At 68.8% G+C, this 16201-nt stretch carries 13 protein-coding genes; 10 read left to right on the forward strand and 3 right to left on the reverse strand.

The window, feature by feature from the left end:
• The 6 genes from D6860_RS22170 to D6860_RS22195 all read left to right on the forward strand — a co-directional run.
• A partial coding sequence (locus D6860_RS22170) for a LysM peptidoglycan-binding domain-containing protein (RefSeq protein ID WP_128549313.1) occupies nucleotides 1-631 on the forward strand: 631 nt, incomplete at its 5' end.
• A gap of 195 nt (nucleotides 632-826) precedes the next feature.
• Nucleotides 827-2635, forward strand: a complete 1809-nt coding sequence (locus D6860_RS22175; protein WP_076622091.1) for an ABCB family ABC transporter ATP-binding protein/permease — start codon at nucleotides 827-829, stop codon at nucleotides 2633-2635.
• A 177-nt stretch (nucleotides 2636-2812) separates the two neighbouring features.
• Nucleotides 2813-4957: a malate synthase G gene (locus D6860_RS22180; protein WP_076622090.1), complete on the forward strand. Its 2145-nt coding sequence runs from the start codon at nucleotides 2813-2815 to the stop codon at nucleotides 4955-4957.
• 145 nt (nucleotides 4958-5102) lie between these two features.
• Nucleotides 5103-5531, forward strand: a complete 429-nt coding sequence (locus D6860_RS22185; RefSeq protein WP_076622089.1) for a GlcG/HbpS family heme-binding protein — start codon at nucleotides 5103-5105, stop codon at nucleotides 5529-5531.
• 65 nt (nucleotides 5532-5596) lie between these two features.
• Nucleotides 5597-6373 carry a gamma-glutamyl-gamma-aminobutyrate hydrolase family protein gene (locus D6860_RS22190; protein ID WP_076622088.1) on the forward strand — a complete coding sequence of 259 codons (777 nt, stop codon included), beginning with the start codon at nucleotides 5597-5599 and terminating at the stop codon, nucleotides 6371-6373.
• Nucleotides 6374-6476: 103 nt separating this feature from the next.
• Nucleotides 6477-7031, forward strand: coding sequence for a flavodoxin domain-containing protein (locus tag D6860_RS22195; RefSeq protein ID WP_076622087.1), 555 nt, complete (start codon nucleotides 6477-6479; stop codon nucleotides 7029-7031).
• 33 nt (nucleotides 7032-7064) lie between these two features.
• On the opposite strand, the gene D6860_RS22200 is transcribed toward D6860_RS22195, so the two are convergent.
• From D6860_RS22200 to kynU, 3 genes are all read right to left on the reverse strand, one after another.
• The gene (locus D6860_RS22200; protein WP_076622086.1) at nucleotides 7065-9302 is read right to left on the reverse strand and encodes a xanthine dehydrogenase family protein molybdopterin-binding subunit; all 2238 of its coding nucleotides are present in this window, start codon (nucleotides 9300-9302) and stop codon (nucleotides 7065-7067) included.
• Between the two features lie 3 nt (nucleotides 9303-9305).
• Nucleotides 9306-9764: a (2Fe-2S)-binding protein gene (locus tag D6860_RS22205; protein WP_076622085.1), complete on the reverse strand. Its 459-nt coding sequence runs from the start codon at nucleotides 9762-9764 to the stop codon at nucleotides 9306-9308.
• A gap of 167 nt (nucleotides 9765-9931) precedes the next feature.
• Nucleotides 9932-11125, reverse strand: coding sequence for a kynureninase (kynU, locus tag D6860_RS22210; protein WP_076622084.1), 1194 nt, complete (start codon nucleotides 11123-11125; stop codon nucleotides 9932-9934).
• A 169-nt stretch (nucleotides 11126-11294) separates the two neighbouring features.
• Between kynU and D6860_RS22215 the strand changes: the two genes are divergently transcribed.
• The 4 genes from D6860_RS22215 (at nucleotide 11295) to D6860_RS22230 (ending at nucleotide 15997) form a co-directional block, all read left to right on the forward strand.
• Complete coding sequence (locus tag D6860_RS22215) at nucleotides 11295-12239, forward strand: MBL fold metallo-hydrolase (RefSeq protein WP_076622083.1); 945 nt, start codon at nucleotides 11295-11297, stop codon at nucleotides 12237-12239.
• A gap of 145 nt (nucleotides 12240-12384) precedes the next feature.
• Nucleotides 12385-12840: a methyltransferase family protein gene (locus D6860_RS22220; protein ID WP_083697723.1), complete on the forward strand. Its 456-nt coding sequence runs from the start codon at nucleotides 12385-12387 to the stop codon at nucleotides 12838-12840.
• 130 nt (nucleotides 12841-12970) lie between these two features.
• Nucleotides 12971-14545: a Re/Si-specific NAD(P)(+) transhydrogenase subunit alpha gene (locus D6860_RS22225; protein ID WP_076625210.1), complete on the forward strand. Its 1575-nt coding sequence runs from the start codon at nucleotides 12971-12973 to the stop codon at nucleotides 14543-14545.
• Between the two features lie 18 nt (nucleotides 14546-14563).
• A complete protein-coding gene (locus D6860_RS22230) occupies nucleotides 14564-15997 on the forward strand; it encodes an NAD(P)(+) transhydrogenase (Re/Si-specific) subunit beta (RefSeq protein WP_076622082.1) in 1434 nt (477 codons plus the stop codon).
• Nucleotides 15998-16201: the final 204 nt, after the last annotated feature.

The following is a 16201-nucleotide window of genomic DNA, read 5'->3' on the forward strand; positions in this document are numbered from 1 at the left end:
GACCCCGCAACTGGCGGGCGAGGAGCCCGCAGCCGCGCCGTTCGAGGGCGCCGCCACCGCGCAGGACAGCGCCGCACCCGAAACGGTGCCCGCCCCGCCGCCGCCCGCGCAGACCGTGCTGCTGTCGAACGCCGAGGGCGTCGAGGTGCTGCAGGCCCCGGCGCCGCGCGCCCCGAACGAGGTGGTGATCGACGCCATCGCCTACGACGACGCGGGCAACGTGGTGCTCTCGGGGCGGGGCAGCGCCGCCGCCTCGCTGCGCATCTACCTCGACAACCGCTCCGTCGCGACCTCGCAGGTGCCCGGTACCGGCCGCTGGCGCGCCGCTCTCCCCGATATCGAAACCGGCACCTACACGCTCCGCGTCGACCAGCTCGACGCCGGAGGCGCCGTCACCGCCCGCGCCGAAAGCCCTTTCCTGCGCGAGGAACCCGCGCGGCTCGCCGCCGCGGGCGAGGGCGGCGCGCCGCTCGGTGCCGTCACCGTGCAGCCTGGACATACGCTCTGGGCGCTCGCCCGCGACCGCTACGGCGAGGGCATGGCCTACGTGAAGGTCTTCGAGGCCAACCGCGACCAGATCCGCGACCCCGACCTCATCTATCCCGGCCAGGTCTTCGACCTGCCCGACTGACCTTCGAAGCGGAGGCGGGGCAGGGCGCCTACGCAGGCCCCTTCTCCGGTTTCCAAATACCCTCGGGGTGAATTGCCCCGGGCCTGCCCGGGGCAAGAGGGGCAGCGCCCCTTGCCGCGGTGCCGCCGTCGCTCTGGCAACTGCCGGGGCTTCGCGTTAAGCCCGGCGAAACCAGCCAGCCGCCCGGGACCAGCCATGCCACCTGACAGCTCCGCCGAGATCGCCCGCGAGGAACGCCGCTCGGGCCTGCGCACCATCCGCCGCGTCATCCCCTACCTCTGGCCCGACGGCCAGGCCTGGGTAAAACGCCGCGTGGTGATCGCGATGGCGCTGCTGCTGGTGGCCAAGCTCATCGCCGTGGGCACGCCGATCCTCTACAAGCAGGCGGTCGACAGCCTCTCGGGCGAGGTCTCCGACCTGATGCTCGGCGCGGTGGGGCTCACCATCGCATATGGCGCGGCGCGGCTCGGCAACGTCGGCTTCCAGCAGCTGCGCGACGCGGTCTTCGCCCGGGTCGGCCAGCGCGCCTTGCGCCGGCTGGCGCTCGAGACCTTCACCCACATCCACGAGCTGTCGCTGCGCTATCACATCACCCGCCGCACCGGGGGGCTGAGCCGGATCATCGAGCGCGGGGTGAAGGGCGTCGAGTTCCTGCTGCGCTTCATGCTGTTCAGCGTCGGCCCGCTGATCGTCGAGCTGCTGCTGGTGGCGGGGGTGCTCTTCTTCCTCTTCGACGTCTGGTATCTCGCCGTGGTGGCGGTGACCATCACGCTCTACGTCTGGTTCACCTTCAAGGTCACCGAGTGGCGGGTCCGCCTGCGCCGCACGATGAACGACCAGGACACCGACGCCAACCAGAAGGCGGTCGACAGCCTGCTGAACTTCGAGACGGTGAAATACTTCGGCGCCGAGAGCCGCGAGGCGGCGCGCTACGACGCCGCCATGCGCGGCTACGAGGTGGCGGCGGTGAAGACCGCGACCTCGCTTGCCTTCCTGAATTTCGGGCAGAGCCTGCTTATCACCTCGGGGCTTGTGATCGTCATGGTCATGGCGGCGCTCGGCGTGCAGAACGGCAATCTGACCGTGGGCGATTTCGTCATGGTCAACGCCTACATGATCCAGATCACCATGCCGCTCAACTTCCTCGGCACGGTCTACCGCGAAATCCGGCAGAGCCTCGTGGACATGGGGCAGATGTTCGATCTGCTCGACCAGCCGCGCGACGTCACCGACCGTGCCGGCGCGCCGTCGATCGACGTGCGGGGCGGGGTGGTCGAGCTCGACGACGTGCGCTTCGGCTACGATCCCGAGCGGCCGATCCTCAAGGGCGTCTCGCTGTCGGTGGGCGCGGGGCAGAACGTGGCGCTGGTCGGGCCCTCGGGGTCGGGCAAGTCCACCATCGGCCGTCTGCTCTTCCGCTTCTACGACGTGCAGGACGGGGCGATCCGCATCGACGGGCAAGACCTGCGCGAGGTGACGCAGACCAGCCTGCACGCGGCCATCGGCGTGGTGCCGCAGGACACGGTGCTCTTCAACGACACGATCCGCTACAACATTGCCTACGGCCGCGACGGCGCCACCGAGGACGAGATCGTCGCCGCCGCGCGGGCGGCGCAGATCCACGACTTCATCGAGAGCCTGCCGCAGGGCTACGACACGCAGGTGGGCGAGCGTGGGCTGAAGCTCTCGGGCGGCGAGAAGCAGCGCGTCGGCATCGCCCGCACGCTGCTCAAGAACCCGCCGATCCTGCTGCTCGACGAGGCGACCTCGGCGCTCGACACCGAGACCGAGGCCGAGATCCAGACCGCCCTGAAGCGCGCCGGCGAGGGCCGCACGGTCATCACCATCGCCCACCGGCTCTCGACCGTCGCCGATGCCGACCGGATCGTCGTGCTGGAGAAGGGCGAGGTCGTCGAGGAGGGCACCCACGAGGGGCTTCTTGCGCGCGGCGGGCGTTACGCCCAGCTCTGGGCGCGCCAGCAGGCGGACCGCGACGCCGCCTGAAACGGGGCCGCTCTGACGGTCGGATCATGGTGGAAAACCCCGGGCCTTGACCCGGGCGGCAGGCCGATCGCGCGGCGATTGGTAATATTACCTTACCAGTATTGTTTCCGATCGGAAACTTGGATACACGAAAGGGAACCACGAATCCGTCCAGAATCCGCCCAGGAGGCTTTGCCCATGTCCAGCCGCATCCAACGCAACGGTCTGCAGATCGACCCGGTGCTCTTCGAGTTCATCGAGACGAAGGCCCTTCCGGGAAGCGGTGTCGCGGCAGAGACCTTCTGGGAGAAGCTCTCGGAGCTGGCGCATGGCTTCGGGCCGCGCAACGCGGCGCTGCTGGCCAAGCGCGAGGAGATGCAGGCGAAGATCGACCGCTGGCACCTCGACCGCAAGGGGCAGGCGCATGATCCCGCCGCATATCGCGCGTTTCTCGAGGACATCGGCTACCTGCTGCCCGAAGGCCCGGATTTCGAGATCGAGACCCGTAACACCGACCCCGAGTTCGCCAGCGTGCCCGGCCCGCAGCTGGTGGTGCCGATCACCAACGCCCGCTACGCGCTGAACGCGGCGAACGCGCGCTGGGGGTCGCTCTACGACGCCTACTACGGCACCGATGCCATGGGCTCGCTGCCGCCCTCGGGCGGCTTCGACATGGGCCGCGCCGGCGAGGTGGTGGCCAAGGCCAAGGCGTTCCTCGACGAGACCTTCCCGGTTTCGGGCGGCAGCCACGCCGATGCCGCGGGCTACACCATCGAGGACGGCGCGCTGCTGGTGGACGGCAAGCCGCTCGCCACGCCTGCACAGTTCGCGGGCTACCGTGGCGCGGCCGCCGGGCCCGAGGCGGTGCTGCTCACCAACAACGGGCTGCACGTCGAACTGGTGATCGACCGCGCGCATTTCATCGGCAAGGAAGACAAGGCGGGTCTTGCCGACGTGCTGATGGAGGCGGCGGTCTCGGCGATCATGGATTGCGAGGATTCGGTCGCCTGCGTCGACGGCGAGGACAAGACGCTGGCCTATGCCAACTGGCTCGGCCTGATGAAGGGCGATCTTCAGGACAGCTTCGAGAAGGGCGGCAAGACCGTGACCCGCAGCCTGCATGGCGACCGTGTCTACACCGCGCCTGACGGCTCGGAGCGGGTGCTGAAGGGCCGCGCGCTGATGCTCGTGCGCAACGTCGGCCACCTGATGACCAACCCCGCCATCCTGCTCGAGGACGGGTCCGAGATCTTCGAGGGGCTGATGGACGCGATGGTGACCACGCTCGTCGCCAGGCACGACCTGGCCAAGGGCGCGGGCCCGCGCAACTCGACCGAGGGCTCGGTCTACGTGGTGAAGCCGAAGATGCACGGGCCGGAAGAGGTGGCCTTTGCCGACGAGATCTTCAGCTTCGTGGAAGCGGCGCTGGGCCTGCCGCAGCATACCGTGAAGCTCGGCATCATGGACGAGGAGCGCCGGACGAGCGTGAACCTCAAGGAATGCATCCGCGCGGCGAAGCACCGTGTGGCCTTCATCAACACCGGCTTCCTCGATCGCACCGGCGACGAGATCCACACCGCGATGGAAGCGGGCCCGATGATCCGCAAGGGCGACATGAAGGGCACCGCCTGGATCGCCGCCTACGAGGACCGCAACGTCGACATCGGCCTCGCCTGCGGCCTGCGCGGCAAGGCACAGATCGGCAAGGGCATGTGGGCGATGCCGGACCTGATGGCAGACATGCTGAAGGCCAAGATCGGCCATCCGAAGTCGGGCGCGAACTGCGCCTGGGTGCCGTCGCCCACCGCCGCGACGCTGCACAGCCTGCATTACCACGCGGTCGACGTGTTCGCGCGGCAGGCGGAGATCGCCGCCGGTGGTCCGCGCGGCACGCTCGAGGAGCTGCTGACCCTTCCGGTCGCCGCCGGGGCGAACTGGTCGGACGATGAGATCCGCGAGGAGATCGAGAACAACGCGCAGGGCATTCTCGGCTACGTGGTGCGCTGGGTCGGGCAGGGCGTCGGCTGCTCGAAGGTGCCGGATATCCATGACGTCGGGCTGATGGAGGACCGGGCGACCTGCCGGATCTCTTCGCAGCACCTTGCGAACTGGCTGCACCAGGGCGTGGTCTCGGAAGACGAGGTCATGGCGGTGATGAAGCGCATGGCCGAGGTGGTCGACCGGCAGAACGCGGGGGACGCGGCCTATCGGCCCATGGCTCCGGACTTCGACGGCGTGCCGTTCAAGGCCGCCTGCGACCTGGTGTTCGAGGGCCGCGTGCAGCCGTCGGGCTACACCGAGCCGGTCCTGCATCGGCGCCGGCTCGAGCTGAAGGCCGGCTGAAGCATTGCGCCGCGCGGATCGCGCGGCACCGGGGGAGCGCGGGCCCTGCGGCCCGCGCCCGCGAGGGGCTCTGCCCCTCTGCCGCCCGGAGGGCGGCATTCACCCCGAGGTATTTTTCAACCGAAGAAGAACAGGGAGCACGGAGATGGCTGGACTTTCGCTGAGCCGGGCGCGGACGATCATCCGCAAGGCACTGGAGACGGGCAAGGAGATGGAGCTGGCGCCGCTGTCGGTGGTGGTGCTGGACGCGGGCGGCCATGTCATCGCCTTCGAGCGGCAGGACGGGGCGAGCCCGGGCCGGTTCCAGATCGCGCAGGGCAAGGCCTACGGGGCGGTCATGCTGGGGATGCCCGGCAGCGCACAGATGGCGCGCGCTGAGGCACAGGCCTATTTCATCGCCGCCGCAAACGGCGCCTTCGGCGGGCAGCTGATCCCGGTGCCGGGCGGCGTTCTTGTCAAGGATTCCAAGGGCCGCGTGCTCGGGGCCGTGGGCGTGACCGGTGACAGTTCGGACAACGACGCGGCTGCCGCGAAAGCAGGCGTCGAGGCCGTCGGGCTGGTCGCGGTGGTGTGAGCCGCCTTTCGCATCGCTGACGGCTGCACTATGTTTGCCGTCAGCAGCAGCGAAAAGAGGTGTGCATGACCCGCCCCGTCGTCGGCATCATCGGCAATCAGCATTTGCTCAACGAGACCTACCCCGCCCATGCCGGCGGGGAGATGAACACCGAGGCCGTGGCCTGCGTGTCGGACTGCCTGCCCTTGCTGGTGGCCGCCGATCCGAGGTTCGTCTCGGTCGAGGAGCTGATGGCCACCTGCGACGGGTTCCTGCTGACCGGGGGGCGGCCGAACGTGCACCCCGAGGAATACGGTGAAGAGGCGACCGAGGCGCATGGCGCCTTCGACCGGGCCCGTGATGCCATCGTGCTGCCGCTGGTGCGGGCCTGTGTCGAACGCGGTCAGCCGTTTCTCGGGATCTGCCGGGGCTTCCAGGAGGTGAACGTGGCGATGGGCGGCTCGCTCTACCCGGAGATCCGCGACCTGCCCGGGCGGATGAATCACCGGATGCCGCCGGACGGCACGCTCGAGGAGCGCTTCGCGCTGCGTCACAAGGTGACGCTGAAGGAGGGCGGGGTGTTCCACCGGCTGTTCGGCGCGCCGGAGGTGATGACCAACACGCTGCACGGGCAGGGCGTCAAGAAGCCGGGTGCGCGTATCGAGATCGAAGGGTTCGCCCCCGACGGCACCCCCGAGGCGCTTTACGTGCAGGGCGCGCCGGGATTCACGCTCTCGGTGCAGTGGCATCCCGAGTGGGACGCGGCGAACGATCCGGTCTCGCGGCCGCTGTTCACGGCCTTCGGCGACGCGGTGCGCGACTTCGCGGCGACCCGGCGGGCGCCGCAGCGCATCTCGGCCTGAGGGCGGAGTTCCTCGACCTGTTTCCGTGCTTGCGCGCGGACAATGCCGAAGCGTCTCGTTCTTGCCATCCTGTGCCCGTTCACCCGGGCGAGGAGGCGGCACGATGCGGATACTCATATGCTACGCGACCACGGAGGGGCAGACCCGCAAGATCTGCCGCTTCGTGGCGGATCACCTCATGGACAACGGCCACTCGGTTGAGCTGCTCTCGGCGGATGACGGGCTGGACGAGGCCAGCGAGCTCGATCTGAACCGCTTCGACGCGGCGGTGCTGGCGGGGTCGGTGCATGTCGGCAAGGTGCAGCGCGCGTTGATCGAGTTCGCCAGCGAATTGACCGATGGGTTCCGGGAAATGCCCGTTCTCTACCTGCAGGTCTCGCTCGCCGCCGCGGGCAAGGATGCCGAGGAGCGCGCCGAGCTCGCTCGGATCGCGGAGGAGACGGTGGCGGCGTTCGGCTGGACGCCCGCGAAGGTGCTGCAGGTCGCGGGCGCGTTTCGCTTCTCGGAATACGATTTCTTCAAGGCTTGGGCGATGCGCTGGATCGCCTCGCAGCACGGTCAGACCGTTGCGCACGGCGAGGACCGGGAATACACCGACTGGCGGGCACTGGCCGCGGATGTCGACGCCTGGGCCGAAGCGGCGGCAATGTCGCGCTGAGGGGGATCTCTCCGTCGGCGATGGCGGGCGGTGTCAGATTGCGAAGGAGACCGTCCGGTTCAGCGGAAGGTCGCGGTGCCGCACACCGGTCAGGTCGAAGAGCGCGTTGGCGAGGGCCGGTGCGGCCGGAGGCGTTCCGGGCTCGCCGATGCCGCTGATGCGGTCCTGCCCCTGCAGGATGCGGGTTTCGACCTCGGGCATCTGCGAGAGGCGCAACGCGTCGTAGTCGGGGAAGTTCTGCTGCTCGACCATGCCGTCGGCAAAGGTGATCTCGCCCATCATCGCGGCCGAGAGACCGTAGACCAGCCCTCCGACGAGCTGCTGGTCGAGGATGCCGGGATCCAGCGCGACGCCGACGTCGGCCGCCATCCACGCGCGGGTGAGGCGGATGTCTCCGCCATCCTCCGCGACCTCGATCACGCAGGCGACGGGGGTGCCGAAACTGTAGCACATGGCGACGCCACGGCCGGTGCCGGCGGGCTTGTCGGGCCAGCCGGACATCTCGCGCACCGCCTCGAGCACGGAAGCGGCCGGGGTCCAGGCCTTGCGGGCGAGCGACAGGCGGAACGCGAGCGGGTCGGCTGCCGCGGCGTGGGCGAGTTCGTCCATGAAGCTTTCGTGGAAGAAGCCGTTGTAGCTGTTGCCGACCGAGCGCCAGAAGCCCACCGGCACCGCGAGGTCGGGTGCGACGTGGCCGCGCGCGCGGGCGTTCGGGATGGCGTAGGGCTGGTTCCAGAGCCCCTCGACATGCACCTTGTCGGGCCCCGGCGGCGCGAAGCCCATCCAGCGGTCGAGTGCCTGGCGCGCGGTCGAGGGCCCGGCGACGGCGGCGTCGAAGAGCAGCGCCGTGCCGTCCCGCACCGCGCCGCGCATGCGGGCGATGGCGGCGGGGCGGTAGAAGTCGTGGGTCATGTCCTCTTCGCGCGACCATGTGGTCATCACCGGGATGCCGGGCAGCGCCTTGGCGACGCGTGTGGCGAGCACCGAGAAGTCGAGCTCGCCCCGCCGTCCGAAGCCGCCGCCCATCAGCGTGGTGTGCACGGTGACGCGGTCCTCGGGCAGGCCGGCCTCGGCGGCGCAGGCGCTGCGGGTGTAGGTGGGCAACTGGTTGCCGCACCACAGCTCGAGCCCCTCGGCGGTGACATGGGCGGTGGCGTTCAGCGGCTCCATCGTTGCGTGGGCGAGGAAGGGAACGCTGTATTCGGCGGTGATCTCGGTCGCGCCCTCGGGCAGCCGGTCGGGATCGCCCCGGTCGAGCAGGGTGCTGTCGGGGGCGGTGTCAAAGGCGGCCTCGATCCGGGCGAGGATCGCGGCGGTGTCGGCGGGATAGGGCGCGGGGCCCCAGTCGACGGGGATCGCCTGCACCGCCTGCTGGGCGAGCCACGTGTTGCTGGCGATGACGGCGATGCCGTCGCCGAGGTCGACGATCTTCTCGACGCCCGGCATCCCCCGTGCCGCCATGGCATCGTAGTGCAGCATCGCGCCGCGACGGGGCGACATGCGCAGGGCGGCAAAGCGCAGGCCCTCGGGGCGGACGTCGATGCCGAAGGTGGCGGTGCCGGTGGACTTGGCGACGGTGTCGAGGCGGGGCAGGGCGCGTCCGAGCAGCCGCCATTCCGAGGGCGGGCGCAGCGTGATCTCGCGCGGGGTGATCGCGGCGGCCCCGGCCGCGAGCTCGGTGTAGGGCAGGCGCGTGCCGTCGGGGGCGATGACGGCGCCGGTCTCGGTGCGAAGCTGCGCGACATCTAGGCCGAGCCTTGCTGCGGCGGCGCCCTTCAGCATCTCGCGGGCGGCGGCCCCGGCGGCACGCATGCGCTCGAAGCCGTCCTTCATGGCAGTCGAGCCGCCGGTGACCTGCATCCTGAGCGGCTTGCCGAGCGTGCCCATCGCCTCGCCAACGGCCTGCTGGAAGGCGCTTTTGCCATAGGGTGGGCCGGGCGCGTTCTCGGCCATCATCGCGGCGTTGTAGTAGGCCACGCCCGGGGGTCCGTGGATCACCCGGACATCTTCCCACGCGAGGTCCATTTCCTCGGCGAGGAGGGCGGCCCAGGTGGTCTGCGTGCCCTGTCCCATCTCGGCGCGCGGGGCGATCAGGGTGACGCCGGAGCCGTCGATGAGCACGAAGGGCGAGAGCGCGGTCTCGCCCGCGCCGGGGCGCAGCGGGTTCGGGGCGGGCGCGTGGAGATACCAGACCCCGAGCGCCACGCCGCCGGCGATGGCGGCGGAGCCGAAGAGGAAACCGCGGCGGGCGATGGTGCCGGCGCTGGCCACGGCTCAGCCCTCCGAGCCGGCGGCGGAGCGGATCGCGGCGCGGATGCGGGGGTAGGTGCCGCAGCGGCAGAGGTTTCCGGACATGGTGGCGTCGATCTCGGCATCGGTGGGGTGCGGTGTCACGGAGAGAAGGGCCGCCGCCTGCATGATCTGGCCCGACTGGCAGTAGCCGCATTGCGCGACCTGGTGGTCGATCCAGGCCTGTTGCAGGCGCGAGAGACGGTCCGGCGTCCCGAGCCCCTCGATCGTGGTGACCGGGCCCCAGACGTCGCCGAGGGCGACCTGGCACGACCGCACGGCCTCGCCATCGATCTGCACGGTGCAGGCGCCGCAGGCGGCGACGCCGCAGCCGTATTTCGTGCCGGTGAGGCTCAGCGCGTCGCGCAGCACCCAGAGCAGGGGCACCTCGGCGGGCAGGTCGACGGCATGGTCGGTGCCGTTGACGGTCAGCGTGATGGGCATCGGGGGCTCCGTTGGCTCCTTCGTGGCCCGATCCTACCCCGGCGGCGCGGCCCGGCAAAGGGGCGCCTGCGGCGCGCAGGTCGTCTCGCCTTGCCGGGCCTTGCGGCCCGCCGGCTCGGGCCGCGCGTGGCAGGCCCGACGCATCGGCGTGGCGCGTGCGCCGGTGGTCAGGTGACGGCCTTGCGGCGGTGATACCTGGGATGATCCCAGAGCGCGCCCCGCAGGATGCGGGCGAGCACCTCGACCGCCTCGTGGATCTCGTCCTCGCCGATGTAGAGCGGCGTTATGCCGAAGCGCAGGATGTCGGGGGCGCGGAAGTCGCCGATGACGCCGAGGTCGATCAGCGCCTGCATGATGGCGTAGCCATGTTCCGAGCGGAAGGAGACCTGGCTGCCGCGCGCCTCGTTCTCGCGCGGGGTGGCGAGCCGGAGGCCGGGGCAGTGGGTCTCGACTTCCTCGATCATCAGGCCGGTGAGTTCCAGCGAGCGGCGGCGCAGCTTGCGCATGTCGACCTTGTCCCAGACGTCGAGCGCCGCGTCGAGCGCGGCCATCTGCAGGACCGGGGGCGTGCCGACGCGCATCCGCTCGATGCCCTCGCCGGGGCGGTAGCCCTGTTCGAAGGCGAAGGGCGCGTCGTGTCCGAGCCAGCCCGCGAGCGCCGGGTCGACGTGGTCTGCATGCTCGGGCGAGACGTAGATGAAGGCGGGCGCGCCGGGGCCGGCGTTGATGTACTTGTAAGTGCAGCCCACCGCGAAATCGGCGCCGCCGGCGGCCACGTCGACCGGAAGTGCGCCGGCGGAGTGCGCGAGATCCCAGATCGCCAGCGCGCCCATGTCGTGGGCCTTGCGGGTGAGCGCCTTGAGATCGTGGCGGCGACCGGTGCGGTAGTCGACCTCGGTCACGAGCAGCACGGCGACCTCGTCGGTGATCGCGTCCTCGAGCTCGTGCGGGGCGACGAGGCGCAGCTCGTGGCGATCTCCGAGCAGGCGGATCAGGCCCTCGGCCATGTAGAGGTCGGACGGAAAGTTGCCCCGGTCCGACAGGATCACCCGTCGCTCGGGGCAGGTCTGAAGCGCCGCCGCAAGTGCCTGGAAGACCTTGATCGACAGCGTGTCTCCGACCACCATGTGCCCTTCCTCGGCGCCGATGAGGCGGCCGATCCGGTCGCCGAGACGGCGCGGCATCTGCATCCAGCCGCAGTGGTTCCAGCCCGAGATCAGGTGCTCGCCCCATTCCTCGGAGAGCATCCGCTCGAGCCGGGCGGGCGTGGCCTTGGGCAGGGGCCCGAGCGAATTGCCGTCGAGGTAGATCATCCCGAGCGGGATGTGGAACTGGTCACGGGTCCAGGCGAAATCGGTCAAGAGGCTCCTCCGGGGGCTGGTCTGTCGGCGCGAGGGCGCCGGGCCGGGTGACCCTGACGTGGTTTCGCGCCGCAGGCAAGGCGGGGCTTCACCGCTTGCCTTACCTATTCGCATCTGTGAATGTCTGTATCGCCAGCGCGGCCGGTTGCCGCCAGAGGGAGGATGGACGATGAGACTTGCAACGATCTGTGCCGTGCTTGCGGCGGGGGCTGCCTCGGCGCACGAGGATATCCCGGACCAGTATCCGCAGTCGGAGCTCTACGACAAGCCGGTGGAGGTGATCCCGCACGTCTGGAGCGCGATCGGGGCGACCGCACCGCCGACCTATGAGAACGCCGGCCACAACAACAACCTGAGCTTCGTGGTCACCGGCGACGGGGTGGTGGTGATCAATGGCGGAGCGAGTGCGCGACTGGCGGCGGCGCTGCACGACGAGATCAGGGCGGTGACCGACCAGCCGGTGAAGCTGGTGATCGACGAGAACGGCCAGGGCCACGCGATGCTGGGCAATTCCTACTGGGCCGGGCTCGGGGTCGACATCCTCGCGCACGAGGACGCCATCGCGGTGTTCGAGAAGGACGGCGATTTCCTTTTGCAGGGCATGCGGGGCTACAACAGGGACCGCGCCGAAGGCACCACGGTGGCGGTGCCGAACCTGTCGTTCTCGGACAGCTACACCGTCGAGATGGGCGACGTGACACTCGAGGTGCTGCACCTCGGGCCGGCGCATGATCCGGGCGACACGCAGGTGTGGATCCCGCAGTGGGGCATCGTCATCGCCGGGGACATCGCCTTTCACGAGCGGATGCCGCCGATCTTCGCCGAGACCTGCACCAGCTGCTGGATCGAGACCTTCGACGGGCCGTTCACCGACCTCGGGGCGACCTGGGTGATCCCCGGGCACGGTCATCCGACGAGCATGGCGCAGGTGACGCGCTACACGTCGGACTACCTCAAGGACATCCGGGCGAAGATCGGGGCGCACATCGACGAGGGCGGCGACCTTGCGAGTGCCTATTACGTCGACCAGTCGCGTTGGGCGCATCTCGATACCTTCGAGGAACTGGCGACGAAGAACGCGGGACGTGTCTTCGAGGAGATGGAATGGGAGTGAACGGCGCCCGAGGCCTGTCAGCCCCTTGTCGCCCGGGCCGCTTCGGGGGAGAGTGGCGCAGGGGAAGGGGCGCTGCCCCTCTGGGCCTGCGGCCCATTCACCCCGGGATATTTCGGGCCAGAAGAAGCCCCGGAGCGTGGTGCCGATGATGAGGAAATGGCTGGACATCCCGTCGGTGTGGCTGCTGGGAGCGCTGTGCCTCGCCTATTGGCAGGCGCGGGCGATGCCCGCGGGCCTGTCGTTCGGTCCGGTATGGGCCGACCTTCTGGGCGGCCTGCTGGTCGGCGGCGGTCTCCTGGTCGCGCTGCTGGCGCTTGCCGAGCTGCGCCGGAACCGCACGAGTTTCATGCCGCATGACGAGGCCGCGCGGCTCGTCACCGGCGGGATCTTCAGGCTGTCGCGCAACCCGATCTATCTTGGCGACGTCCTGATCCTTGCCGGGCTCATCCTCTTCTGGGATGCCGTGCTGTCGCTGGTGCTGGTTCCGATCTTTGTCTGGGTTGTGGAGAAGCGCTTTATCGAGAAGGAAGAATACAGGCTGAAAAGAAAGTTTCTTGCTTCGTATGGGCGATACTCGCAACAAACGAGAAGATGGATTTGAAATTTCTGCCTAGGGCCATTAGAGGGCGTCATGCCGTTGCGGGCCGTGGCCTGCGCCTGTAGCACTGGTGCGGATGGTCGGAACGGCCAGTAGACGGACAAGACCTCAGCAACAGAGGGAGATGAGGAACGTGAAGATAGGGACGCCGAAGGAGCTTGCCTCGGGCGAGAACCGGGTCGCGATGACACCGGATTCGGCCCGTGCGCTGCAGAAGCTGGGCTACGAGTGCCTGGTGGAGAGCGGCGCGGGCGTTGCGGCTGGCTTTGCCGACGCCGCTTATGAAGAGGCGGATGTGACCGTCGTGGACAGTGCCGAGGCGCTCTACGCACAGGCGGACGTGATCGCCAAGGTCCAGCCGCCGACCGAGGGCGAGGTGGCCTGGCTCGGTGACGGCAAGACGCTGATCTCGTTCTTCTGGCCCGCCGCCAACGAAGAGCTGATGAAGAGCGCCGCCAACACCGGTGCGTCGGTCATCGCCATGGACATGGTGCCGCGGATCAGCCGCGCGCAGAAGATGGATGCGCTGAGCTCGATGGCCAACATCGCCGGCTACCGCGCGGTGATCGAGGCGGGCAACAACTTCGGCCGCTTCTTCACCGGGCAGGTGACGGCGGCGGGCAAGGTGCCGCCTGCGAAGGTACTGATCGTCGGCGCCGGCGTGGCCGGTCTTGCCGCCATCGGCACCTCGACCTCGCTGGGTGCGATCACCTACGCCTTCGACGTGCGGCCCGAGGTCGCCGAGCAGGTCGAGAGCATGGGCGCCGAGTTCGTCTACCTCGACTTCGAGGAGGAGCAGGCGGACGGTTCGTCGTCGGGCGGCTACGCCTCTGTCTCCTCGCCGGAGTTCCGCGAGGCGCAGCTGGCGAAGTTCCGCGAGCTGGCCCCGGAGATGGACATCGTCATCACCACGGCGCTGATCCCCAACCGCGAGGCGCCGGAGCTGTGGACCGAGGACATGGTCAAGGCGATGAAGCGCGGCAGCGTGATCATCGACCTTGCCGCCGAGAAGGGCGGCAACTGCAAGCTGACCGTCAAGGACGAGAAGATCGTCACCGACAACGGCGTGACCATCGTCGGCTACACCGACTTCCCGAGCCGGATGGCAACGCAGTCGTCGTCGCTCTACGCGACCAACGTCCGCCACATGATGACGGACCTGACCCCCGAGAAGGACGGGCAGGTCAATCACAACATGGACGACGACGTCATCCGTGGCGCGACCATCGCGCACAAGCATGACGTGACCTGGCCGCCGCCGCCGCCGAAGACCAAGGCGATCGCGGCCGCCAAGCCCAAGGAAAAGGCGCCGGAGCTGACGCCGGAAGAGAAGCGGGCGCAGGAAGTGGCCGCCTTCAAGGCGCAGACCAAGCAGCAGGTCACCCTGCTGGGCATCGGCGCGGTGCTGCTGCTCGCGGTCGGCCTCGTGGCGCCGGCGAGCTTCATGCAGCACTTCATCGTCTTCGTGCTGTCGGTCTTCGTGGGCTTCCAGGTCATCTGGAACGTGTCGCACTCGCTGCACACGCCGCTGATGGCGGTCACGAACGCGATCTCGTCAATCATCATCCTGGGCGCGCTGATGCAGATCGGCTCGGGCTCGGCGCTGGTGGTCATCCTCGCCGCGCTGTCGGTCTTCATGACCGGGATCAACATCTTCGGCGGCTTCCTCGTGACACGGCGCATGCTCGCCATGTTCCAGAAGTCTTAAGCAGGGGAGACGGACACAATGGAATTCGGATTCACGACGGCGGCCTACGTGGTCGCGGCGGTCCTCTTCATCCTGTCGCTGGGCGGGCTTTCGGGCCAGGAAAGCGCCAAGCGGGCCGTCTGGTACGGCATCGTCGGCATGGCGCTGGCGGTCTTCGCGACGCTGATCGGCCCCGGCGCCGGGCTCTGGTGGCTCTCGGTCCTGCTGATCGCGGCGGGTGGCGTCATCGGCGTCTACGTGGCCAAGAAGGTCGGGATGACCGAGATGCCGCAGCTCGTGGCTGCCATGCACTCGCTGGTCGGCCTTGCGGCGGTCTTCGTCGGCTTCAACGCGCATTTCACCATGAAGGCGGTGGCGCGCGCGCAGGAAGCCGGCACCGAGGTGCATGGCACCTTCCCCGAGCTGGTGGCGCACAAGACGGCGGTCGAGCTGAACATCCTCTCGGTCGAGCTGTTCCTGGGCATCTTCATCGGTGCGGTGACCTTCACCGGCTCGGTGATCGCCTTCGGCAAGCTGGCGGGCAAGGTCACCTCGGCCGCCAAGAAGCTTCCGGGCGGGCACATGCTGAACATCGCCGCGGCGGCGATCTCGGTGATCTGCCTTGCGTGGTATCTTGGCACCGGCGGCTTCTTCCCGCTGTTCCTGATGACGCTCGCGGCGCTCTTCATCGGCTACCATCTGATCATGGGCATCGGCGGCGCCGACATGCCGGTGGTGGTGTCGATGCTGAACAGCTACTCGGGCTGGGCGGCCGCGGCCATCGGCTTCTCGCTGGGCAACGACCTGCTGATCGTGGTCGGCGCGCTGGTCGGCTCCTCGGGTGCGATCCTGTCCTACATCATGTGCAAGGCGATGAACCGCTCGTTCATCAGCGTGATCCTGGGCGGCTTCGGCGGCTCGGCGGGCCCGGCCATGGAGGTCGAGGGCGAGCAGGTCGCGATCGACGCGGACGGCGTGGCCGGTGCGCTCGACGAGGCCGACAGCATCATCATCGTGCCGGGCTATGGCATGGCGGTGGCGCAGGCGCAGCAGAACGTGGCCGAGCTGACCCGGCGCCTGCGCGCCAAGGGCAAGGAAGTGCGTTTCGCCATCCACCCCGTCGCGGGCCGTCTGCCGGGGCACATGAACGTGCTGCTGGCCGAGGCGAAGGTGCCCTATGACATCGTGCTCGAGATGGACGAGATCAACGAGGACTTCCCGGAGACCGACGTGGTCATCGTCATCGGCTCGAACGACATCGTGAACCCGGCGGCGCAGGAAGATCCGAACTCGCCGATCGCCGGGATGCCGGTGCTGGAAGTGTGGAAGGCGAAGCAGGTCTTCGTGTCGAAGCGCGGCCAGGGCACGGGCTACTCGGGCATCGAGAACCCGCTGTTCTTCAAGGACAACACCCGCATGTTCTACGGTGACGCGAAGGCGTCGCTCGGCGAACTGCTGAGCCGGATCGAGTAACGCTCGGACCAAGGAAAAGGGCGGGTCAGACCGTTCGGGAAGGGCGCGGCGCCGATGGATGCCGCGCCCTTTTTGCGTTGTGGGCGGGGCTGCTTCCATCGCGCGTTAGGCAGAATTTCATACGTGTTAACAGTCAGGTAGGCAGGGTGCGCGCGGTCTGGAAATTTGACTTGAGCCCCGACCGCCGGTAGCTTTTTCCATGCT

The organism is Salipiger sp. D13, from assembly GCF_003703915.1.
Classification (GTDB): domain Bacteria; phylum Pseudomonadota; class Alphaproteobacteria; order Rhodobacterales; family Rhodobacteraceae; genus Salipiger; species Salipiger profundus.